Source organism: Eubacteriales bacterium mix99, assembly GCA_038396605.1.
In the GTDB taxonomy this organism is placed as follows: domain Bacteria; phylum Bacillota; class Clostridia; order Caldicoprobacterales; family DTU083; genus UBA4874.
Window position 1 is genome coordinate 380012 of the sequence record CP121690.1, and the last position, 23834, is coordinate 403845.

Annotated in this window: 19 protein-coding genes; 4 read left to right on the forward strand and 15 right to left on the reverse strand. The window is 48.1% G+C overall.

Going from position 1 to position 23834, the window contains the following annotated elements; genetic code table 11:
• Positions 1 to 84: 84 nt before the first annotated feature.
• The 5 genes from QBE55_01580 to QBE55_01600 all read right to left on the reverse strand — a co-directional run bounded on the left by QBE55_01580 (position 85) and on the right by QBE55_01600 (position 5894).
• The gene (locus tag QBE55_01580; protein WZL78888.1) at positions 85 to 1683 is read right to left on the reverse strand and encodes a sensor histidine kinase; all 1599 of its coding nucleotides are present in this window, start codon (positions 1681 to 1683) and stop codon (positions 85 to 87) included.
• Between the two features lie 212 nt (positions 1684 to 1895).
• Complete coding sequence (locus QBE55_01585; protein WZL78889.1) at positions 1896 to 3428, reverse strand: IS66 family transposase; 1533 nt, start codon at positions 3426 to 3428, stop codon at positions 1896 to 1898.
• 64 nt (positions 3429 to 3492) lie between these two features.
• Positions 3493 to 3843 carry an IS66 family insertion sequence element accessory protein TnpB gene (gene tnpB / locus QBE55_01590; protein WZL78890.1) on the reverse strand — a complete coding sequence of 117 codons (351 nt, stop codon included), beginning with the start codon at positions 3841 to 3843 and terminating at the stop codon, positions 3493 to 3495.
• The gene (locus QBE55_01595; GenBank protein ID WZL78891.1) at positions 3843 to 4202 is read right to left on the reverse strand and encodes an IS66 family insertion sequence element accessory protein TnpB; all 360 of its coding nucleotides are present in this window, start codon (positions 4200 to 4202) and stop codon (positions 3843 to 3845) included. The genes tnpB and QBE55_01595 overlap by 1 nt, the downstream gene beginning before the upstream one ends.
• A 135-nt stretch (positions 4203 to 4337) precedes the next feature.
• Positions 4338 to 5894 carry a response regulator gene (locus tag QBE55_01600; protein WZL78892.1) on the reverse strand — a complete coding sequence of 519 codons (1557 nt, stop codon included), beginning with the start codon at positions 5892 to 5894 and terminating at the stop codon, positions 4338 to 4340.
• 310 nt (positions 5895 to 6204) lie between these two features.
• Here QBE55_01600 and QBE55_01605 point away from each other — a divergent pair, with 310 nt between their 5' ends.
• Positions 6205 to 8016 carry an IS1634 family transposase gene (locus QBE55_01605; GenBank protein ID WZL78893.1) on the forward strand — a complete coding sequence of 604 codons (1812 nt, stop codon included), beginning with the start codon at positions 6205 to 6207 and terminating at the stop codon, positions 8014 to 8016.
• A gap of 294 nt (positions 8017 to 8310) precedes the next feature.
• Here the strand turns inward: QBE55_01605 and QBE55_01610 are convergent, their stop codons facing one another.
• The 4 genes from QBE55_01610 to QBE55_01625 all read right to left on the reverse strand — a co-directional run bounded on the left by QBE55_01610 (position 8311) and on the right by QBE55_01625 (position 13032).
• Positions 8311 to 9045, reverse strand: coding sequence for a sugar phosphate isomerase/epimerase (locus QBE55_01610; protein ID WZL78894.1), 735 nt, complete (start codon positions 9043 to 9045; stop codon positions 8311 to 8313).
• Positions 9046 to 9227: 182 nt separating this feature from the next.
• Positions 9228 to 11042, reverse strand: a complete 1815-nt coding sequence (locus QBE55_01615; GenBank protein WZL78895.1) for an L-fucose isomerase — start codon at positions 11040 to 11042, stop codon at positions 9228 to 9230.
• Positions 11043 to 11115: 73 nt separating this feature from the next.
• The gene (locus QBE55_01620; GenBank protein ID WZL78896.1) at positions 11116 to 12162 is read right to left on the reverse strand and encodes a LacI family DNA-binding transcriptional regulator; all 1047 of its coding nucleotides are present in this window, start codon (positions 12160 to 12162) and stop codon (positions 11116 to 11118) included.
• A gap of 414 nt (positions 12163 to 12576) precedes the next feature.
• Positions 12577 to 13032: a ferritin-like domain-containing protein gene (locus tag QBE55_01625; protein WZL78897.1), complete on the reverse strand. Its 456-nt coding sequence runs from the start codon at positions 13030 to 13032 to the stop codon at positions 12577 to 12579.
• Positions 13033 to 13064: 32 nt separating this feature from the next.
• Here QBE55_01625 and QBE55_01630 point away from each other — a divergent pair, with 32 nt between their 5' ends.
• Positions 13065 to 13418, forward strand: coding sequence for a hypothetical protein (locus QBE55_01630; protein ID WZL78898.1), 354 nt, complete (start codon positions 13065 to 13067; stop codon positions 13416 to 13418).
• 436 nt (positions 13419 to 13854) lie between these two features.
• Positions 13855 to 15198, forward strand: coding sequence for a hemolysin family protein (locus QBE55_01635; protein ID WZL78899.1), 1344 nt, complete (start codon positions 13855 to 13857; stop codon positions 15196 to 15198).
• A 203-nt stretch (positions 15199 to 15401) separates the two neighbouring features.
• Here QBE55_01635 and cysK read toward each other — a convergent pair whose 3' ends face one another.
• The 4 genes from cysK to QBE55_01655 all read right to left on the reverse strand — a co-directional run bounded on the left by cysK (position 15402) and on the right by QBE55_01655 (position 21776).
• Positions 15402 to 16334 carry a cysteine synthase A gene (gene cysK, locus QBE55_01640; GenBank protein ID WZL78900.1) on the reverse strand — a complete coding sequence of 311 codons (933 nt, stop codon included), beginning with the start codon at positions 16332 to 16334 and terminating at the stop codon, positions 15402 to 15404.
• A 126-nt stretch (positions 16335 to 16460) separates the two neighbouring features.
• Positions 16461 to 18788, reverse strand: coding sequence for a glycogen/starch/alpha-glucan phosphorylase (locus QBE55_01645; GenBank protein WZL78901.1), 2328 nt, complete (start codon positions 18786 to 18788; stop codon positions 16461 to 16463).
• Positions 18761 to 20326 (reverse strand): 4-alpha-glucanotransferase, encoded by a 1566-nt coding sequence (malQ, locus tag QBE55_01650; GenBank protein ID WZL78902.1) that lies wholly within the window; start codon positions 20324 to 20326, stop codon positions 18761 to 18763. Before malQ ends, QBE55_01645 begins: the two co-directional genes overlap by 28 nt.
• 427 nt (positions 20327 to 20753) lie before the next feature.
• Positions 20754 to 21776, reverse strand: coding sequence for a LacI family DNA-binding transcriptional regulator (locus QBE55_01655; protein ID WZL79835.1), 1023 nt, complete (start codon positions 21774 to 21776; stop codon positions 20754 to 20756).
• 224 nt (positions 21777 to 22000) lie between these two features.
• On the opposite strand from QBE55_01655, the gene QBE55_01660 reads away from it, so the two are divergent.
• Positions 22001 to 22447 carry an Rrf2 family transcriptional regulator gene (locus tag QBE55_01660; GenBank protein ID WZL78903.1) on the forward strand — a complete coding sequence of 149 codons (447 nt, stop codon included), beginning with the start codon at positions 22001 to 22003 and terminating at the stop codon, positions 22445 to 22447.
• Between the two features lie 43 nt (positions 22448 to 22490).
• Here QBE55_01660 and QBE55_01665 read toward each other — a convergent pair whose 3' ends face one another.
• Both QBE55_01665 and QBE55_01670 read right to left on the reverse strand, forming a co-directional pair.
• The gene (locus QBE55_01665; protein ID WZL78904.1) at positions 22491 to 22706 is read right to left on the reverse strand and encodes a hypothetical protein; all 216 of its coding nucleotides are present in this window, start codon (positions 22704 to 22706) and stop codon (positions 22491 to 22493) included.
• On the reverse strand, positions 22703 to 23833 hold the full coding sequence (locus tag QBE55_01670; protein ID WZL79836.1) for an endospore germination permease: 1131 nt from the start codon (positions 23831 to 23833) through the stop codon (positions 22703 to 22705). Before QBE55_01670 ends, QBE55_01665 begins: the two co-directional genes overlap by 4 nt.
• Between the last annotated feature and the right edge of the window lies 1 nt (position 23834).

Here is a 23834-nt window from a genome sequence, read left to right on the forward strand (position 1 = left end):
GCATCATTTTAAACAATCAGGCAGATCGGTACAATACAAGGATTTTACGTTATCATCACATTTTTAGGATTGGATGATAAGATTTCAACCAATGCAAAAATTATGAGAATCTTTCCGGTCAGGAAGAAGAATGATGACCTTTGTGCCAAGACCCGGTTTTGATTCGATCCTTAAGTCTCCACCGACAGTAAAACGCAGACGATACCTGACATTGTTTAATCCATAACCAGTGTGGTGGTCGCTGCTTATATGTTTCCCAAGAATTCCTTCCAGCTTCTCAGGACTGATGCCCACTCCATTATCAGCAATTCGGATTTCAATGACGTTATCATGAGACAAAGCGTTTATGGATATTTTCCCTCCAGGCGGATCTTTTTCCATAAGGCCATGAAGAATGCTATTTTCAACAATAGGCTGTAACGTTAATTTTGGAAGCGTATGATCACACAAAGCATCATCCACGTCAATCGTCAATTGGATCGCATTATTCATACGCTCATTCTGAATGTTTACATAATATTTAATATGGTTCAGCTCATCATCGAGTGGAACGATGTCCTGTCCTTGATTGAGGCTTAGCTTATAATATTTCGCTAAATTCTTTATCAAATGATAGATATCATAATTCTTCTGCCGAATTGCCTTCCAGGAAATTATATCAAGTGTGTTATAAAGAAAGTGCGGGTTGATTTGTGCCTGCAATGCTTTTATCTCCTCATTTTTCAGATTGATTGCCATCTGAAAGCTTTCATCCAGCAAATCGGAAATACGGGATACCATCTTACAAAAACTTCTTTGCACGTCACTTATTTCATCACAATAGTCATCCGTATCCAAGATGATATTCAGATTGCCTTCGCTAATTCTCACAGCTGCATCTCTCAAACTGACTATTCGTTTTGTCATAATATGTGATAAGACATCAGAAAGCAGGATCACCAGCGCAATCATACCACAGGAAAGCAAGATCATAAAGTCTCGTATTTTGGCGATTGGTTCCAAAGCTGCATCTAAGTTGACAATATAAAGAAGATGCCATGGGGTTTTTTCAATGGGAAGTGATAAAGTCATATATTTTTCGTGATGATACTTTCTGCTATACCATGCATCTTCTCCTGCAATATTAGATAGAAATTTACGGGAGAACTGCTTATTGTAATCAGTCGTGCTGACTATCTGGGATCTGTCATCAATAATTGTCACAAAGTGTTTTCCTGCAATGATGCGACTATTCAAAAGATCCCTGAGCCCCTTTTCGCTGAAATCCACAGATACCACACAAATAGGATCCATGAAATTTTGAGGATTTGTAAGCAAATAATTAGCAGTAATTATCTTTTCCGATACAGGAAAATATTCCGGATAATGTGGAATGCTCCATTGAATTTCGTCAGGCATTTTCAATAGCTCATGATACCACGATTGTCCTTCTATACTACTCATCGGGAAGAAATTCCTGCTATCTAAAAAAAGCAGTCTTTCATCTTCTATATAGACTCGGATGCGAATAATTCGATTGCTTTCCAATTCTGTTACATAGTGATTTAGTTGCTTGACAAATTGAGCCTTTTCATAATCATTATATTTTTCAAAATCCTTACTCAAAACATCTGTAATAGAGCTATTGGATATGCCTCTGATATAGGTTTCCGAATCAAGACCCATATAACGCTCAATATCCATCTTCAGAATATTAACATCCCTGAAGGACATCTCCTGTATATTTTCCTTGAGTACTTCGGAATTTCGAATATAGGAAACACTTACCATGGCAATAAGGGAAAAGATGCTGACAAGAGAAAATGACACTGCTATCTTTGTCTTTATTGACAACTTCTTAAAAAACGATATCATCCACTTCATAAGATCACCATACCCGTAATGTTTTGTAACCGTCAAGCCAAGGGTGACACCTTCCATGGCATAAGGGTTTTAGGATCGACGCCGTTCGGGGCTTGAGTGAAAATCTTCGTGAGATATTCAAACGGCACAAGCCCGTTTTCTCTGGCGGAAACGATCAGGCTGTAATAAACCGCGCTAGCTCTCGCGCCGTTAGGGGTATTGGAAAACAGCCAGTTTTTGCGTCCCATCACAAAGGGACGGATCGAATTTTCAGCGCGGTTGTTGCTGATTTCAAGCCTGCCGTCCAATAAATAAGCTCTGAGATATTTGCGCTGGCTCTGCGCATAATAGACCGCCTTGCCCAGCAGGGACTTTGGCAGCGCGCGAAGCGAATCGGCCCATGTGAAAAAAGCCTCCATCATCGGTTTGGAGAGTTGTTCACGCTTTTCCCGGCGTTCTTCCGGGGACAGCAAAGCAAACTGTTTCTCAAAATGAAACAGCCTGTCACAGTAGGCGATCCCTTTTTGGGCATCGGACGAGTCACGTTTTTCTTTCGGCAGCGTTTGCAGCGCCTCGTCGAACTTTCGGCGCAGATGTGCCCAACAGCCCACAACGGTAATCCGGTCAGGGAGTTTGTGATAGCCGTCATAACCGTCCGTATGGAGAAAACCCGAAAAATCTTTCAAAAAGGTTTCCGGGTGGGTATACTTTCGGTCCCTTTGGTAGTCATACAGCACAATTTGGTGTTCCGCCTCGCCGCTTGTCCGGTAAAGCCACATATAGCTCTTGCTCCGGGCGGGCTTGCCGTCCTCATGCAGCACTTGGAGGGTGGTTTCGTCTGCGTGAAGGACCTGATGCTCGCATAGCTGCCGTTTCATCTCTTTGTATATCGGCTCCAGCCAACCTTCACTGGCTTTTACGAGCCAATTCGACATCGTCTGACGGGAAAGCAGAATGCCGTTTTGTGCCCATTCCCGCTCCTGCCGGTAAAGCGGGCTGCCCATCACAAATTTCTGCACAGCGATGTGGGCGACCGATTCGGGCGATGTGAAACCGCCTTTGATGACGGGTTCCGGCATGCTCGCCTTGACGATCGGCACACGGTCGGAAGATTCCTCGCAGTGCCGGCAGGCGTAAATATGCCGTACATGGCGGACAAGCACGGCTTTTGCCGGGATGATTTTCAGTTCCTCGCGCACCTCTTCGCCCATCTTGTGCAGAGGACAGCCGCAGTCAGGACAGACACGTTTTTCTTCCGGCAGCTCATGCAGGATGACCTCGACGGGCAAATCTTCCGGCAGCTTGTCGGTGGTCAGACGGGTCTTCCGGCGATAATGCGCTTTGACTTTAGTGATCTCCGGCTCCGGTGCGGTCAAATCGGCGGTTTCCTCCGCTTCGTTGAATAAGCACAACTGTCCGTTGTCCGTCTGCTCACTGGACGTGCCAAATCGTTTGTGACTGGCAAGTCGAAATTGTTCCGTCAGCCACTCTACCTGCTGTTTCAGCTCGGCAATCTGCTCCGCCTGCTTGAGAAAATTCTCATAAACATGCAGCGGAATTTCAACTGTTTTCTCTCGCTTTTCCATGCTCTAATTATACCGTAAAAACCGCATGGAATCAAGAAAAATCGGCTTTTTCGCACCCGATATTTTACGAAATTTTACGTTCGGAAACCTCGCTTCGGCTGAGCTTCTTTGCAAGCCTTGCACTGTCAATCAGACAGGATAATTCTTCGCTGTTCAGCGCCATTGTCGCTTCTCCATCCGACGACGGCCAACGGAAATGTCCGCGTTCCAGCCGCTTGAAATACAGCCAGAAGCCGTCGCCGTCCCATTCAAGTATTTTTATGCGGTCACGGTTTCGGTTGCAGAAAACGAACAGCGCATCGGCGAAAGGGTCCAGAGAAAAGCTCTGCTGCACAAGCGTCATCAGCCCATTGATGGATTTCCTCATGTCCGTGCATCCGCAGCACAGATACACGGGCTTTTCGTCGAAGCGCATCACAGCGACCTCAGTACGCGGCAGACCTTCGCCAGCAGTTCCAAATCCGTCGAAGCAGTTACCTTGATATGACAGCCGCCGATTTCGATGGTCAGTATACTTTCGGCAGCAGCGGCAAGTTTAGGCTCCTCAAGCTGCGTCCATCCGTTCGGCACAAGCCCACCCTCGCCGCCTTGTTTCTCCAACAGCCCCCTACAGGCAGCTTCCCGTACTTTCTTCTGTCTGTAGTAATAGGTGGCTTTGCTGATTCCCTTTTCTTCGCAGAATGCGTTTACGGTCTGCCCGCTGGCTATCCGTTCTTTTACCTCTTCACCCCAGCCCGACAGCCGGAACCTCGTCACAATTTTTTGTGTATCCACTCAATTCACTCCAATTTGCTTCAAAACACTTCTTAGAGCGTTTTGAACTCTTTTGAAGTAAATTGTACCCTTTCTGACGCCTTTCCTGCAATGTGACGGCCGGGTTGACGGTTACAATGTTTTGATTCAAAGTAATCAGACCTGTTTCTTGTACATACTCGGTGATATCCCGGTAACCCTTTTAAAAATTTGAGCAAAATAGTGTGGTGTACGGTATCCAACCATATTGGCAATTTCCGAAATACTTAGGTCACCTCTGCTCAGCAATGAAAGAGATTTTGTTATACGAATATCCTCCAAATATTGCAGGACATTTTTCCCTGTCTCTTTCTTAAAGATACCGCTTAAATATGTCGGTGATAGAGAAACATAATCCGCCATTCTATCCAGTGAAACATCACTTGAATAATTGCTTTGCATGTATGAAATCACTTTTTTGATCCTTACATCACTTATCTCTACATCCTTTAATAGTTGGGAAATAATAGATACTTTCTCTTCACAAAGGTGAACAATGTCTTTGATTGTAGAACTTTGCAGCTGATTCAAATTATTCATCATTTCAGTAAAAACATCCGCCTCCGAAAGAATTCCTTTTTCTGATAACAGATTGTTCAGTGAAAAATACAGGTAGATAAACAACATCTGTACTCGCTTGATATCATTATCGCCTGCTTCGTATGCCAATTGCTCAAGTTTTCTCAACTCACACAGAGATACCTGAACTTTCTCAATAGATATTAAATATATGACATGATTGATATCTGATTCCGACAATACAGATTTTGAATTCTTTGACATAGCTGGCGTAATGACAGTTCCATATCCATATATTAAATATAATTGTATTCTTTTATTCAATTTCCGGAATTGATGTGCCACACAATGATAGCCTTTTGCTTCTTCCGAAAATGCTGTAACGCAATTCTTCTTACATCCCTGTTGACATATAGTGTTGATTCCATTTGCCACCTCATAAATAGAATCCAATCTTATTGGATGATCACACTCCACTATAGTAGCAATTCCGTCATCATAAGGATGAGCTACAAAAGAATACTTACCCATGTGATCTGCAAATATATCATATATCTTTATGAAAGTATCCGTGTTCAACATTTTTCGTTCACTGCACAGCGTATAAAAACTATAAAAATATCCATCCGGATCCATATCGATGTGTAATCGTGCTGTCCAGGAGATAAATCTTTCTTTATCCAACTGATTATCAATCCAAAGAATCATATACTCATTGACCAGGGAAAAAACCTTTTGATATTGGTTGCTTTCTTTAGAAAATCCTTTCCATATTTGAGTTATCTTATAATTTCGTACAATTCTTTCAAGTAATTCGGAAAGTTCATTCAAATCAACGGGCTTTTCCAAATAATCCACAGCCTGAAGTTTAATCGCTTCTTTCAAATACTTCTTATCACTATAACCGCTCAAAAAAACAAAACTGCATTGTGGTAGAAACTTTCGTATTTCCCTCGCACATTCCATACCATTCATAATCGGCATACGCACATCCAAAATAATAACATCCGGTCTTACTTTGCGGGCAAGCTCGAGCCCAAGCCGTCCATTCGCTGCACTCCCACATAAAGAAAGTCCCAAATCATTCCAGTCCATAACATCAGTTAGACCTAGTCTTGCATCCATATCATCTTCAATTATGATGATTTTAAGCAAAAATAGCACCTTCCAGCTGCTTTATTTATAACTTTAGTATACCATATATCACTTTATACCTCAATCAATGAAAAAAGGATAGTATCGGACAGGAAGAATTGAGTCAGATCTACGAATAGACTACAAGAAGTATTAACATTGTTCGCAACGCTTCTTTGACAGTAGAAAACAGAACAACGATTCCTGAACCCCTTGCAGCCGATAGGCTACAGGGCTTTTTTTAAACCAAAATTATGATAAATAATAGTAGACAATCGTAGAGATATATGGTATAATAGATATATATTACACCGTTTGGAGAGGTTTTGTCATGTATCTAAAAACTGTAACAAACAAAAAAACTGGACGTACATACTTAAGCATGGCGCAAAGCTATCGGAAAAAAGGAAAGAAATATCCAGGCAGTACTACTGTCGAGTCCTTCGGGTATCTGGATGATCTTCAAAAAGTTTACGATGATCCCATTGCCCACTTTAAGGCCTATGTAGAGGAGAAGAACAAAGAAAAGGCTTTAAACGATGCGGAATATATCGTAAAAGAACGTAAGGACACTGTTCTCCCTGAAAATACAGCCGGCCGTAAAAATTTTGGATATATTGCCATTCTAAAGATCTACTATGAGCTGGGATTGGACCGGCTCCTTCTCAACAGGCAGAGAGGCAGGAATTTCGACTACAACACAAGCACCATATTGAAACTGCTTGTCATATCGCGGATTCTTGAACCTGCATCAAAGAAACGCACCTTTGAGCATCGGAGCACCTATTTTGATTTCGAGAAGAAAGATGATTTCTCCCTTATTGACATATACCGGTCACTGAGCTTTTATGCAGGGATCGATTCTGCCATACAGCTTCAAATCCATAAGCGGATTACAGAGCAATACAGCCGGGACACCAGCCTGGTATATTATGATGCGACGAATTACTACTTTGAGATTGATATGGAAGACGAACTGAGGGCAAAAGGTCCTTCCAAGGAACACCGGCCCGATCCCATTGTACAGCTGGGCCTTGCCATGGATGCGGATGGCATTCCGATTTCTTACGAATTGTTCCCTGGTAACAATTCGGAAAAGCTGCACCTGAGGCCTATGATTGGAGAGCTTGTACGAGCCTATGAATCCGGCAGAGTTGTCGCAGTGGCTGATGCGGCCCAAAATACCGGGAACAACATCTATTACCTGGAAAGCGGCAAATGCTCCTACGTATTCAGCCAGACGATCCGGGGAGGAAGCAAAGAATTCAAGGATTATGTTAATAATCAATCCGGTTACAAGCAGTTCAGTGATCAGTACAAGCGCAAGTCCCGGGTAATCAGGCGGGAGATAGAAGTCGATATGTTAAAGGAAGGCGGAAGAACATATAAAAAGAAGGTACTTGTGGATCAGCGGCAAATCGTTTTCTATAACAAGAAGTATGCGGACCGCTCCAAAGCGAAACGGGAAGCTGTGCTCAAAAAGGCCCAGTGTATGGCCTCAACACCGTCTGCATACACAAGGGCCACGTCCTATGGGGCTCTCAGATATGTTAAGAATATCAAGGTGGATAAGAAAACAGGTGAAATCAAAAAAGCTCCCAAAGGCCGGCCATGTATCGACATGGAGAAATTCAGGGAAGATGAAAAGTATGACGGTTATTACTGCATCGTGACAAACCTGTTCGATGAAGATGGATCCGACACATTCTCTGATGACAGGATCATCGATATGTACCGCGGGCTCTGGCGAATTGAGGATAATTTCCGTGTTACAAAAAGTGATCTTGAAACGCGGCCTGTGTACGTTTCCCGTAAAGACAGGATTCATGCGCACTTCCTCATTTGTTATATATCGCTGGTAATCCTCAGACTGATCCAAAAACGTCTTGGTGGCGCGTACTCCCCCGAAGCTATCATCAATGCCCTGAAGAACATTACCTGCTCACCTGAATCCCAAAATATCTATCTTTTTGATTACAGGTCAGATGTAACGGATGCAATCGGTAAGGCAATGGGCTTCGATTTTACAAAGAAGAGACTTACCCGATCCGAAATTAAAAAAAGTTTAGGACAAGCAAAAAAAGATAATTTTCACTACAACTTCTTCTCATATGATAAAAGCCGCAACCTTGCTCATACCTAAGGCTTACGGCTCCTTTTTCTCTTTTTTACTGTCAAACTTGAGATATATCACTTTATACCTCAATCAATGAAAAAAGGATAGTATCGGACAGGAAGAATTGAGTCAGATCTACGAATAGACTACAAGAAGTATTAACATTGTTCGCAAGGTTCCTATGAAATCCATATCGGGGAATACCTAAAAAATGGACGTGAAAGAGGGAGCACCGCATAGATTGGTGTCCCCTCTTTCATGCAATCAATTGCTCTTCCCTACTTTGCTCTATCGCCCAATCGATCTATCGCCCGATTCCTCTTATTGGTTCATCTCCTTTTCCATCTTCTTCAGACAGTCAAAGCAAATCCTCGCTTCCTCCATCCCACTGGGAGTGAGCGTTTCACTCTCGACAATCATCGGGACATGAAGCCCGCAGGCTTTCCGATAGACCTCTGCCACAGGTGCGGTACCCATGCCAAGAGGTTTGCCGTGCCCTTCCGAATCGCCGTCCTTGATATGTATGAAGTGGAGGCGACCCTTATACTGTTCCATCAGCTGAATGGGATCCTGACCGGCAACGAATGCCCAGTAGGTATCCAGCTCCAGCCTGATATCTGTCTTTTCCGCAAGTTCAAAATACGGAATATATCCCTCTTCTGTCCTGGTAAACTCCCTGAAATGATTGTGAAAGCCAAAAGTCATGCCTTCATCTGCCAGCTTCGGCTGAAGCTCTCCGGCATAATGAATGAACTCATTGAGTTTGTTGCGGGTCCAGAGATCCGTCCCCGGAACGATAAAATTCCTGTCTCCAATTGCCTTGTGATAGGCAACGGTGCCGTCAAAATCCCTGACCAGATCTCTCCAGTCCGAATGCGTTCCGGAAGTCTTCAGCCCGTATTTCCCGAGCATATCCGCCACTTCCTTCGCAGAATGGCCAAAGAAGCCGGCAAATTCCACCCATTTGTAACCTATCCCCGCAACCTGGCGAAGTGCGTCATCCAGATTCTTTTCCGTTACGTCACGGACACTGTAAAGCTGCAAGCCATACTCCATATGATTCACTCTCCTATTCTGTATGGAAGAAAGGGAGCAGACGGCTTTCCCTGCTCCCTGTCACTCTCCCTTCTCCTATATAGTTTATCATATTTCCATGTTAAATGGGTTATTACAACAGCAACTCCCTGTTCATCTTTTCCGATTTATCAAATGCCCGGGGGAGGACAGACAGATTTCTCTCATACCCTGCCGTAAAGCGGTCCGTAAGCGGAACAGGCACGATAATCGGCTCCCTGCGGATCCATGGCTCCAAAGGCACCCCAGGAGGCAGGCCGGAAAATCCGGTCTTCCGGAACATTATGCATGGCAACGGGAATCCGGAGGATCGAAGCCAGTGTGATCAAATCCCCGCCGATATGCCCATAACTGATGGCGCCGTGGTTCGCTCCCCAGTTGTTCATGACGGAGTACACATCCCGGAAGGGGCCTTTGCCGGTCAGGATCGGTGCAAACCAGGTGGTAGGCCAGGTGGGATCCGTGCGAAGATCCAGCTTGTCGTGGACTTCCGGAGGGACACTGCAGGAGTAACCTTCTGCAATCTGAAGGACCGGACCCAGGCCTTTGACCAGATTGATGCGGGACATGGTGAGAGGCATCCCACCTCTGGACAGGAAGTCCGAGGAATACCCGCCCCCGCGGAAATAATCCGTATTGGCCGGGCGCCATTCGGTGGCATCCAGACATTTTCCGGCTTCTGCCGGTGTGATGTCCCAGAAGGGTTTCATCCCCGGTTTGCCGTCGATCTGCTGTTCCCCGGTAGCATCCAGTGTGCAGGCTCCGGAGTTGAGCAGGTGAATCATGCCGTTTGCAGCATAACCGGTCAGTTCCCTGCCGGTGACACGTTTTACCGCTTCCGGGCTCCAATAGGTGCGGACATCGGAAAACAGCTGCCCTGTTCCGGACAGCAGATGACCCAGCAGCATGGCGGCGCCGTTCAGGCTGTCATTCTCCGTTGCCACAATATAAGGCTCCCGGATGCCGTTCCAGTCAAAGGAAGAATTCAGCATGGCTTCCATAAAGTCGCCATTGGGCATATAGTCCGTCCACTGTCTCTGCCCCTGAAACCCTGCGGCGATGGCATTGTGCCCCATGGCCTCTTCCGCATAGCCCATCTCCGCCAGTCTGGGATTTCCGATCATCAGATCCCGGGCAATCATTGTCATCTTCACAACGGTTTCCCAGTCCTGATCCATTTCCTGCCGGCTCTTTTTGATCCGGTTCACGTCACTTCCTTCCCTGCATTTCTCCTTTACCCATGCGAGGGCATGCCGGAACTCCTCCGGATCAAGGATATTCAGGTCCAGGCGCCGGCGAAACTCGGACATGTCGATCTGCTCCACCCGCATTCCCAGATAATTTTCAAAGAAGTCATGATTGACCATGGAACCGGCGATCCCCATGGCGGTGCTGCCCATTGCAAGATAGGACTTGTTTCGTAATGTAGCAGCGGCCAGTCCGGCTTTTGCAAACCGCAGCAGTTTCCGCCGGACATCTTCCGGAATGGTGGGATCGTCGATATCCTGTACGTCCCTGCCGTAGATGCCGAAAGCGGGAAGCCCTTTCTGGGCATGAGCCGCCAGCACAGCAGCCAGGTAAACCGCACCGGGCCGTTCGGTTCCGTTGAATCCCCATACTGCCCTGGGCATCAGCGGATCCATATCCATGGTCTCGGAACCATAGCACCAACATGGCGTTACGCTGATGGAAACGCCGACGCCTTCCCGTTTGAACTTCTCCGCCGTCTGAGCAGCTTCTTTTACTCCGCCGATGCAGGTATCCGCAATCACACATTCCACCGGGAAGCCATTGGGATGGCGCAGATTGTCACTTAATAATTTTGCTGTCTTCCTGGCCATGTCCATGGTCTGATTCTCCAGGGATTCCCGGATGCCTTTTCTTCTCCCGTCAATAATCGGACGGATGCCGATTTTGGGGAGATCTTCCTGATAACGGTTGACAGGTGACGAAACCTTCAGATCTGTTACGTTTGCCATGAGATACTCCTCCTTTTATTATGTTTTCACGTAGATATGAAAATATTTAGGATTGCTCTGATCTCCCGATGTTTCACGGCTGGTGCCTGTCGGAAGACGTCAATGATTGAACCGGTTCATATTTTTTAACGGAATCGCGGATCAACATGCGGGTCTGCACGCGGATACAGGCAGGAAAGCCTTCCGAATCCCCTTTGATGCGCCGGATTACCATACGGGCTGCCGCTTTGCCGATTCGGTCCATTGGCTGCTCCACTACGGTCAGGGGCGGATGAATCACGTCAGACAGATCAAAATGGTCAAACCCAATGACAGAAATATCGTCCGGGATCCGGAGCTCCCGCTCATTGGCAGCGATAACGGCCCCGAATGTCATGTAGTAATTGGTGATGTATATGGCTGTGGGCAGATGTTCCAGGGAAAAAAGGGACTTTGCCGCTTCATATCCGCCGCTGTTGGAGAAATGCCCGCAGGTGATCCATTGGTCCCGGGGTTCAATGCCATAGGTCCGCAGCGCCTCCAGATACCCCCTGTACCGCTCCCGGCCGGTGGATGTGTCAGGATCACCGTTGATGACGGCAATGTCCCTGTGGTTCTGATGAATCAGCCATTCGACAGCACGGAAAGAGGCGTTGGCGTTGTCAACCGCCACCAGATCCGTGGAAAGGGAAGGCATCTCATCATTTACCATCACAACCGGTATGCCATCGTCCTGAAACTCCTGCAGAACTCCCGATCGGTCGCAGCTTCCCGGAAGGAGGATCAGACCGTCCACGGAACGGGATTTGAGAAAACGGAGCTTTTGATCCAAAATATCCGGGTCGGACTGGAAATCGCATACAACGATGCTGTAATTGGCTTCCGCCAGCACATCCTCTGCCGCGGTAATCACAGAGGTGGCAAACAGATCCGTCAGGCTGGACAGCACCACACCGATGGTCATGGAACGATTGTTTTTCAGGCCCTTGGCAATGATGTTCTCCTGAAAGCCCAGCTCCCGGATCGCTTCCCCAATCCGGATACGATTCTGCTCCCGGAGGGAATATCCGTTCAAATACCTGGACACCGTGCCAAGGGATACCTGTGCCCGTTTGGCCACGTCCCGGATTGTAACTGACATACCACACCTCCCGGAAACAAAATTTAAACAGGATCTGCATTCACGAAATCAAACTTGAACCAGTTCAACTTTAATCATTTCTACTTTACCCCATTGCAAGGGAATTGTCAATGGACGAATTTTTTTCCTTTGCAAAGGATGTCATGAAAAGAATGCCGCAAAGGAAAAATGGTTTATGCTGGACACGGCAAACGAACCGCTTTGCGGGGAAATCATAAGGGCGCTGCATAAGATATTGGAATGATACCTGCCTGAATTTGCAGGATATCTATCAGAAATACATTGATTACTTCTATCCGAAGATACGGAGTAATTAAAAAAAGAGGTTGCACCCATCTGAGCCTGTCAGACAGGGACAATCTCTTTTCCTGTGTGCAGGTTATCTTCCCGAACCCTTCCCCTGCAAATGAATTCTTACTTCCTCGGACCGCATTTCTCCCAGCATTCGTTCCGGGTATACAGATAGGTCAGTTTATCTGCATGCTTCATCTCATCGGTAATGATCTCCGTCAGCATGTTGATGTGCCTTCTGCTCTGCATTGCGTACAGAATTTTGCGGTATTTTTCCATTGCCTTCCACTCATCATATAAAGCGTCCTGTATCCCATCGCAGTAGGATTTTGGAGGCTTAACCTCCTTTTGGGGAGCAGCAGGGAGAGTATGACCGGTCATTTCACAATAGATGGTACGCAGCAGCTGTCCGTGCTTCTTTTCATCTGCCATGATTCCTTTTATGATCTTCCTGTCTTCGGCCGGAGCCATTTTCATAAGACATTCGTAGAACATTACGTCGTGCTTTTCCCCTTTTACCGCCTCTTCAATCAAATGTAAGGCATCTTCCAGGTTCGAAGGATAGGTATAGTAGTCCATATCGGGCTGAGGACACTCGTGCGGCTTCGGACATGGCTTCGGACATGGCTTCGGTGCCGGTGGCTTTGGGCACGGTTGCGGCATCGGTGGCTTTGGGCACGGCTGCGGCATCGGTGGCTTTGGGCACGGTTGCGGCATCGGTGGCTCCGGACACGGTTGCGACATCGGTGGCTCCGGGCACGGTTGCGGCATCGGTGGCTCCGGACACGGCATTGGGGGGATGGGACCCGGGCACGGCATCGGCGGCATCGGCATTTCCCTCATATAGGAAGCATCGTTGCTGTCATACCCTCCATACCAGGGGTAACCTTCATACCATGGGTTTGGATTTCCCGGGTAATTGGGATAATCATAGTATGCCATATAGTTTGAACCTCCTTAAATAGAAAAGATATCTCATCACACACCATACTATGCAGCAATTCCAAAAGAGTTAATACCAAGTTGACAGGAATAAAAAGTTTTGCTATACTGTTATTATGGAAAGGTGGGTGTTTTGTAAGTGGACGATTCTTCTGGCCCTGAACCGGGCCCCGGACGACAAAGTTGCAGATTTAACTTTTTTCTCAGATTAATCAATTTAATCAACAAAAGTTCTGCACACGGAAAAAAAGGCAATGTTCTGTTGCTTTTGTTGTTGTGTGCTTTTTTACTGTGATAAACTGTAATAAACAGATCTATTTGGTGATCCATGATTTTTTATATTCAACTGGATAATTCCATGATAGGATTTGCAGAATTTTTTGCATTGGAAATCGCTTTCCAACATACAGCGGTTTCAAAATGGCATAATACTATTAGAATAGCTTAGGAGGTTATTTTTTGTCAGATGATCCTTTATTATGGTTGATTCTGCTTCAGTTTATCTTTATCTTTTTCAATGCGATTTTTGCCTGCGCCGAACTGGCCGTGGTCAGCATGAACGACAACAAGCTTGCAAAGCTTGCCGAGTCCGGGGATAAGCGGGCCATGAGGCTTGCCAGTCTGACGGAGCAGCCGTCCCGCTTTCTGTCGACGATTCAGGTCGGCATCACGCTGGTCAACCTGCTCAGCAGTGCCGTCGCTTCCAGGAACTTTTCCGAACGGCTGGAAATGTGGCTGCTCCGTATCGGGCTCAATATCCCTGCACCGGTGCTCAATGTGATTTCCGTAGCGGTCATCACCCTTGTTCTGACGTATTTTACCGTGCTGCTCGGGGAATTGGTCCCCAAACGGCTTGCCATGAACAAGGCAGAGCAGATTTCCCTCAAAATGTCCGGACTGATTTACGTGGTATCCAGAATCTTCACACCGGCTGTCTGGTTGTTCACCGTATCGACCAACGGGATTCTGCGTTTGTTTGGGATCGATCCCCAGGCGGAGAACGAGGTGAACCCGGAAGAGGAAATCTGCCTGATGCTGGATGCCGGTGCGGAAAAGGGTACCATCCTGCCGGATGAGCAGGATATGATCCAGAATATCTTTGAATTTGACGATATCTCTGTGGAAGAAGTCATGACCCATCGTACGGAAGCATCGCTGCTATGGACGGAAGAGTCGGATGAGCAATGGGAACGGACGATTTATGAAAGCAAGCATTCCATCTACCCTGTCTGTGCGGAAAGCCCGGACAATATTGTGGGAGTTTTGAATACAAAGGATTACTTCCGTCTGAAGGACAAGTCCCGTAAGGAAGTAATGAAGCGTGCGGTAAAGGATGCTTATTTTGTCCCGGAGACAGCCCACGCGGACCTGGTGTTCCGTAATATGAAGAAATCCAGGGAGCATTTTGCCATCGTCGTGGATGATTACGGAGGAATGAGCGGAATTGTCACGATGAACGACTTGCTGGAGCAATTGGTGGGAGATCTGGACGACAACGCCTCCGTGCCGAGGGAAGCTCCTCCCATTGAGCGCCTGGATTCCAGAACCTGGCGGATTCAGGGTACCGCACAACTGGACGACGTAGCCGAACAACTCGGTGTGGAGCTGCCGGATGAGGATTATGACACGTTCGGCGGCCTGGTATTCGGCATTCTGGGAACCATTCCTGCCGATGGGAGTACGCCGACTCTGGAGGAATACGGCCTGGTGATCAAAATCACCAAGATCAAGGAACGAAGATTGATCAGTGCGGTTGTATGCCTGGCAGATGAGGAACAGCAAAGCGAAGCAGAAAAAGAATAAAAAGAGAAACAGCATAATATGAATTATATCAACCATATAGAAATAAAATAGAGCGGCCCGTGCCGCAGCAAAAAAACCACCCGGTTCAACGGGGTGGTTTTTTGCTGTGAAACAGCTGTTGTGAAACAGCTGGGAAGCAAAGCACTGTCAGACAAGATTACAAACGTTGAAGTGAAATGGAATAGGTAACATCTTCTCCGGTATCAGTCAGTAAAGAGCGGTGTGGAAAGATATCTCTCTCCGGTATCCGGCAGCAGAACGACGATGTTCTTCCCTTCGTTTTCGGGCCGCAGGGCGATCTGTGTTCCCGCCCAAAGGGCTGCACCGGATGAAATTCCTACCAGCAGGCCCTCTGTTTTGCAAATCTCCCTGCCGGTTGCGAACGCATCCTCATTGGACACCGGGAGGATCTCGTCATAAACCTTTGTATTGAGGACCTTCGGAACAAAGCCTGCACCGATTCCCTGGATTTTATGCGGGCCGGACGTTCCCTTCGAAAGTACCGGAGAACTGGACGGCTCGACAGCAATTACCTGAATCTCCGGATTTTTGGATTTCAGGAACTCCCCGACTCCTGTAATGGTGCCGCCGGTCCCGATTCCGCCGACAAAGAAATCCACTTTTCCATCGGTGTCCTCCCAGATCTCCGGGCCGGTGGTGGTCCTATGGATGGCAGGATTGGCCGGGTTATCAAACTGCCCGGGAATAAAGGAATTCGGGATCTCCCCGGCGAGTTCATTGGCCTTTTCAATGGCGCCTTTCATTCCCTTTGCCCCTTCTGTCAGGACAAGTTCTGCGCCGTAGGCTTTCAGCAGCTTCCTCCTCTCCACGCTCATCGTATCCGGCATGGTAATGATAATCCGGTATCCCCGCGCCGCCGCAACGGAAGCAAGACCAATGCCGGTATTGCCGCTGGTCGGTTCAATGAGCACGGAATCCGGAGTCAACTCCCCCTTTTCTTCCGCGTCATCGATCATTGCCATTGCAACCCGGTCCTTTACGCTCCCTGCCGGGTTGAAGTACTCCAGCTTCCCGATGATACCAGACTTCAGTCCATGCTTTTTTTCATAATTTTTAAGCTCCAGCAAAGGAGTCCTCCCTATCAAATCTGTCACATTCTGAAATACCTTTGCCATTGTATTGCCCTCCTTTTCAATTTAACCTTTTCATATATGTTTAATATTCATTACAGTATTATCATAGTATGAGATGGCCTTTTTGTCAATACAATCCGAAAATTTAGTGAAAATAAATAGCAGGCATCAAATATGCCAGATTTCCCCGGCATATTGCCTTACGGTGCGGTCGCTGGTAAACGGCCCGGCGGCAGCAATGTTCAGCAGGCATTTTTTCGCAAACGCATCCGGATCCCCATAGTCCCTGTTTGCCCGCAGGCGTGCGTCACAGTACGGCAGAAAATCCAGCAGCAGATAATAAGGATCCGGCTTATGCCAGCTTGCACCCTTCAAGATGGATTGATACAGCTCCTCAAACCAGCCATAACCGCCATCGTTAAAAGTGCCGTCCACCAGCGTGTCCATCACACGCCGGATGCGCGGCTCCCTCTCATACAGCTTTTCCGGATCGTAGGAGTCGCTGATCTTTTCCAGATCCTCCACCCGTGCGCCGAAGATGTAGTTGTTCTCCATGCCTGCGTTCTGTACAATTTCAATATTTGCACCGTCATAGGTACCCAGGGTCAGCGCACCGTTCATCATGAATTTCATGTTGCCGGTACCGGAAGCCTCGGTACCGGCGGTGGAAATCTGCTCACTGATATCCGCGGCGGGGATCAGCTTTTCCGCATAGGAAACATTATAGTTGCTGACGAAAACCACCTGCATTTTGCGATTGACATCATCATCATGATTCACCAGGTCCGCCACCTCATTGATAAAATGGATGATCCCCCGGGCACGGTAATACCCCGGTGCCGCCTTTGCGCCAAAAATAAAGGTCGTCGAATAAAACTGCCGTATGCGGCCCTCCTTTAGGCCAAAGTAAATGTCCAGAATGGAAAAAGCATTGAGCAGCTGACGCTTGTATTCATGCAGACGCTTGATCTGAATGTCAAAAAGATGATCGGTATGCAGTTCAAAGTGGTCCCTGCGGCGGATATAATCCGCAAGCTGCATTTTTTTTGCATGCTTGATCTTCCGGAACCGTTTTCGGGAGTCCGGATCGTCCGCATAGGGCCTCAGCCTGGAAAGCTGCGAAAAATCCGTAATCCAGTCCCTGCCGATACGCTCATCCAGAAAGGAAGCCAGCTCCCGGTTGCACAATGCCAGCCACCGGCGCTGGGTTACTCCGTTGGTTTTGTTGTTGAACCGCTCCGGGTACAGTGCGTACCATTCCGGCAGAGCACTTTTCTTAATAATTTCCGTATGGATTTTTGCAACGCCGTTGGTGGAATGGGTGGCGTAAATCGCCATGCGGGCCATGTGCACCATGCCGTCCTGAATCAGATTGTACTTGCCGCTATCCGTGATATGTTTGTTTGCCAGCTCATTGGAAAGACGGTTCTGCAGCATCACCACATACGGATAAACTTCCGGCAGAACAGACTGAAACAGCGGCAGACTCCACTTTTCCAATGCTTCTGCCATAATGGTATGATTGGTGTAGGCAAAAGTGTTCCGTACAATCTGAAACGCAGGCTCAAACTCTATGTGCCCTTTTGTCATCAGCAGGCGCAGCAGCTCGGGAATGGAAACCGTCGGATGGGTATCGTTCAGCTGAATGGCATAGGCATCCGCAAATCTGCGATAATCCGTGCCGTCCTTCTTTGTACACGCTGCAAATATCGTCTGCAGGGAAGCACTGGAAAAGAAATACTGCTGCTTTAGGCGCAGGCGCTTGCCTGCTTCGGTATCGTCATTGGGATACAACACGGCAGAAATCGCCTCCGCTTCACTCTTCTGACGTACCGATTCACTGTATTTCTGTTCGTTGAACAGTTTGAAGTCAAACGGCACAATGGCTTCCGCCTGCCACAAACGCAGGGTATTCACCATTTTGCCACCATAGCCGATCACCGGCATATCATACGGAACCGCCCAGACGCTTTGATCTCCGAAATCAACCCGGACTTTTTCCTCCTCACGACGGATGCTCCATGGATCCCCCCATGCCAGCCAGTCATCAGGTTCCTCCTGCTGACAGCCGTTCACAAAACGCTGCCGGAACAGACCATATCGGTAACGGATGCCAAAGCCCATCAGCGGAATCCCCTGTGTGGCTGCACTGTCCAAAAAACAAGCTGCCAGCCGGCCCAGGCCGCCGTTTCCCAAAGCATCGTCCTCCACATCCTCAAAAACATTGGGATGGATTCCTGCTTCCTTCAGCAGACTTTCCGTTTCCTCCAGCAGATCCAGGTTGAGCAGATTGCTGTGAATCAGCCGGCCCACCAGGAATTCTGCAGAAAAGTAGCAGGCAATCTTGCCTGTTACCGGCTTCTCCCAGGTGTCCAGGCAGGTATCCAGAGCTGCTTTGGACACTGCATTGTAAAGCTGTCTGGTAGTAGCTTTGTCCAGCGTGGTATGACATTCTTCCTTTAATTTCCTTACAATTGCTTGTTGAAATGACTGCATACGCGTGTCCTCCTTTGTGCCATCGTTTCCTCCGGCAGGCGCGCATACAGCCTGCACAAATCATGCATTCCTGCGCTGAGCGTCTCCGTGAGCTGCCCCGGCAGCAGGCGCCAGCGCCAGTTGGTCCCGACGGTGGACGGACAGTTGGTGCGCGCCTCATTTCCCAGGCCAAGCCAGTCCTGCATCTGCAGCACAACCGTATCCGCCGTGCTTGCATAAACGGCACGAATACAGGCTTCCGGCAGGTCTTCTTTCCTTTTCACATTCAGATAATCCTTTGCAAAGCGGAGAACCGCAGAGGGCTGATGCTGAAAAAAGCCGACCAGTGTCTCGTTGTCATGGGTTCCACCGTAGGCTACACAGTTCTGTACATAATGACAGGGCAGATTTGTATTGCCGTTTCCGCTGTCAAACGCAAATTCCAACACCTTCATTCCCGGATACCCTGCCGCATCCCGGAGCCTTTCCACCTCCGGCACCACACAGCCCAGGTCTTCCACAATGATTCTGGAATTCCCCATCACCGAATGAATGGCACAGACCAAAGCCTCGCCGGGTCCCTGGCGCCATTCCCCTTTTTCCGCTGTGAGATCGCCATAAGGAATGGCATAATAACGGGCAATACCGATAAAGTGATCAATCCGTACGACATCATACACCTTTGCAGAAAAAGCCATACGGTTTTTCCACCATGTAAATCCGTCATTTTCCATCTCATTCCAGTTATAAAGCGGGTTGCTCCACAATTGACCTGTAGGGCTGAAATAATCCGGCGGCACACCGGAAACCGCGATGGGACGGCGATTTTCATCGAGCTGGAACAAATCCGGATGCCTCCAGACGTCTGCACTGTCCAGCGACACGTAAATCGGAATATCACCAATGATCTGAATCCCGTGATCATTTGCATAAGATTTCAACTTACCCCATTGCCTGTAAAACTGAAACTGGCAGAACTTCCAGAAATCGATATCGTCCTGCAGGACGTTCCGGTAGTGATCCACCGCCACTGATTCGCCGGTGCGGATGTCCTGTGGCCATTTCAGCCACTCGTGAGCATCAAAATGCATCTTGACCGCCATGTATAAGCCATAGTCCTCCAGCCAGTCCTGGTTCCGGCTGCAGAATTTCCGATATTCCTCCGTCGGACAATGCCGGCTGCGGGAAAACGCCTTTTGCAGCACCGTGAAGCGACTCTGATAGATTTTGGCGTAATCCACATCGGCAGGGTTGCTGCCCCAGTCCGGCGTGCAGACTTCCTCCCGGGTAAGCAGTCCTTCCCCCACCAGCGTTTCCAGATCAATAAAATAGGGGTTGCCCGCAAAAGCAGAGAAACTTTGGTATGGGCTGTCGCCATAACTGGTGGGGCCCAGCGGCAGCACCTGCCAGTAGCGCTGACCGGACGCCTTAAGAAAATCCACAAACCGATAGGCTTCCCTGCCAAACGTGCCAATGCCAAAGCGCGAGGGCAGACTTGCCACCGGTAGTAATACACCTGCACCGCGGCCAAACCGCGTCTGTTTTTTTACTGTCTTCATATATTCACTCTTCTGTTCCATATTTTAATTTTATGATTTCGGAATTTTTGTCATGGCGAACATTAGGTTGCTGCCAGAAATGCTGCCGATGCCGCTGCAAGGATTCTTTTTCCTTTCATGCCGCGTTTCATAACCAATACTCTCCTTTCTTGCATACACAGGTTCATGCCTTTTCAATATGTGTCCGACAACTGATTTTTCGAAAACGTTTTCGGAATTATCTCTATCTTAACATCTGTATTTGAGATATGCAAGAAATTTCGTGAAAACGATCCTTTCATGATATTACAGTTTCGTTTTCATAAATATATCGTAATTATTATGATAAATATTATAGAAATTTTACAAACTAACCATAGAAGCTCAAATAATTTCCTTATTGCAGTTTCTCGCTGTAGTTTTCAAAAACAGTATAATCTCTTAAAAACTAAGCCTTTCGGGGAGAAGCACATGATTTTCCGGTAACGATTTCGGTCTGGTAAACAACATGAAGGTTGGGCCCCTTCCGCTCCATCCGATGGAACAGGATCTCCACAGTCTTTTTCGCAATTCTCTTTTTCGGCTGTCGCACTGTACAGATGGAAGGCTCATAAAAGCGTGTAATATCGGTGCCGTCATAGCCCATAACGGAAATGTCCTGTGGAATGCGCAGACCTGCATTGAAGATTGCCTTACATGCGCCTACCGCCAGCTGATCTGCCACGCAGAAAATCGCGGTGGGTCTGCGGCCGGCTTCCAGCAGTTCACGGGTCGCGTCATAACCGCGCTGCATGGTGAACAATCCACAGTAGCGGACAAAAGCCGGATCAAAACCGATGCCGTTTTTGTTCAACGCGTCGCGGTAACCGCGCAGCCGCAGGCTGGAAACACCGCCCTGGTCCTGCTCAATGCCGCCGAGAATGGCAATATCCCGGTGTCCGATGGAGCAAAGATAGTCCACTGCCTCCATTGCCGCCTTCCGGTCATCCACGCCTACGCTGGAATAGGCCTCCGGATCAATCCCGGTCAGCGTGGTCGTGCAGAATATGCTGGGCACCGGCAAACGCTGCAGCTGCTCAAAGGTATGGATAAAATACCCTCCGCAGATAATCAGCCCCTGCAGGCGCTTCTCCATCACAAGCTGTACGGCAGTATCCACTCCGCTGACCCCGTTTGTTACCCGGTGCGGCACCAGGGAATAGCCGTGCTCATTGATTTCCCCTTCAATGATATCCGAAAGATCGGTAAGAAATGGGGTGGCACTGCCTTCCATCAGTAACCCGACGGTATTGCTGCGGGTGCGTTTCAGATTGCGCGCCGCATTGTTCGGCTGGTAATCGCATTCCTCCATCACCTGCTGTACCCGTGCCCTGGTTGCCTCGCTGATATCCGGGTAACCATTCAATGCACGCGAAACTGTTGTGATCGATACTCCAGCCATTCTTGCGATATCCCGGATATTGACATTCATACTTTCCACTTTTCCCTTCGTCTTTCTGCTTACTGCGCGTTTCTGCGACGCTCCCGCCGGATTTCATTTTCATGATTTTCATGTTAGCATCCCCATCCGCATATGTCAAACAGGAGTCTGCTTTTCCATAGCCATGACATATCTTCTGTGCCGCCCTTGACAATCCTCTCATTATTACATATCATTGAATACATATCATATAAGTATGAAATGGAGACAACAATATGAGAATTTCAGCAAAGGGCCGCTATGCGCTTGCCGCCATGATCCGTATGGCCGAAAAGTACAACAGCGGCGAATATATTACCGTCATCAGCATTTCGGAAAAGCTGGGGATTTCCAAAATTTATCTGGAACAGGTTTTTTCCCTTTTGAAAAGAGGCGGCATTGTCCGTTCCATAAAAGGTGCCCAGGGCGGGTACCAGCTGATGCGGATGCCGGGGCAGATCACCGTTCTGGACGTTTTATCCGCAGTGGAGCTGTCCCTGTTTGAACCGGCGGAGGACACCGTACAGGAGAAGGCTCCGGATATTGAGGCAGCCATGCGGTATTCTGCGTTTGATGTGCTGGACAGTACCATCCGGGATACGCTGGGCCGGATCACACTGTATGATCTGGTTGTGGAGGCAGAGAAGCACAAAAAAGGCCAGGGATATATGTTCTATATCTGATCCGGCATCAGATGGAGAATGCCATCCGCAGTCTGCCGGATGATCAGTAAGTGAGTCCCAGGGCATGCAGCTTTCTCCACAGCACAATTACAATGCCCGGGACTTCCACACCAACTGCCTGTAATACCGCCAGCACCAGTGCCGGTGAAAACAGCAGAAGAAACGCAGCGATGCCATGTCCGTCCCTTTTCCGGATCAGGGGAATCAGGTCCAGGAGCACAATCAGTGCAAATCCGATCACGACCAGTGCCAGGCTCATGTCCTGCACCTCTTCCCCTTTGCCGCAGGCTTTTTCCCGTCCGTTTTGGGCAGCTTTCTCAATTTGGCCAGAAGATACGTCAGGAACGGTATAAAAATTTCAAAGAACGTCCAGACAATCGGTGTGCTTTCATAACCGGTGACGGCATACTGCACCTCAGATGGCTGGTGCATCGTGAGCCCGCAGACAGCTATCAGCGCGCCGACGGCCAGCGCAAGATGGCGGAAGGATCTGGTTTCCGTGAGCTGCGCAACGGCTGCCACCGAAACATACTGCAAAAAAGTAACCTTGAAAAACAGCAGCAAAACCAGTGCGATGACAAACAGAATTTCCATGCGGCTTAAGGCTTCGCCCAAATTGATCAGCCGGAATGCCATCAGGGAGGGGAACGAAAACAGATTCATCGTGTTGCCCAGCACTGCAATGTCACGCATCATAGTGATCAAAAAGAAGATTCCGCCCATGAGAAAGCCGAGGAAAAGGTATTTGGAAACCTCCTTCCCGGATAATTGAAGATTGGGCGTAATCATCAGAAGTGCCACCAGCTCACCGAAGGGAATTGTGGTAATGACATGAATGCCCTGTACATATTTCATAACCGGCTGATCCAGCATAGGCAGAAAATTCTGCAGATTCATCTGATCCATCAGCAGCAGTACGGAAGCAGTCAATATAAGGACGGACAGAATGGAAAACAGAAAGCTGTACCGCGTAACCACCCGAATGCCAAACCGGACTGCCCAGCTCGAAACGATCACACACATTACAAGCAGCACAACCGTGGGCGTCATTTCCATCACAGCAGACCTTGTAATTCCACCCAGATCAGCAAGATTCAGGGAAGTTAGTGTGATAAAGTACCAGACATAAAGCAATCCCAGAATTTTCCCCACCACCCGTCCATATACTTCCTCAAAGATCTGAAGCAGATTTTTATCCGGAAACCTTACCATCAAGGTCCGGTACACCCACAGGACAGGAAGGAAACACACAATTCCGGACAGAATGGCAATCCAGGAATCCTGCTTTGCCACATCCACAACGAACTGGGTCAGAAACGAAGAAGCCTGCAGGAAGCAGGCAATCGTGAAAAGGAACTGCGGGCCGGAAATCCGGGCCTTTTCCATC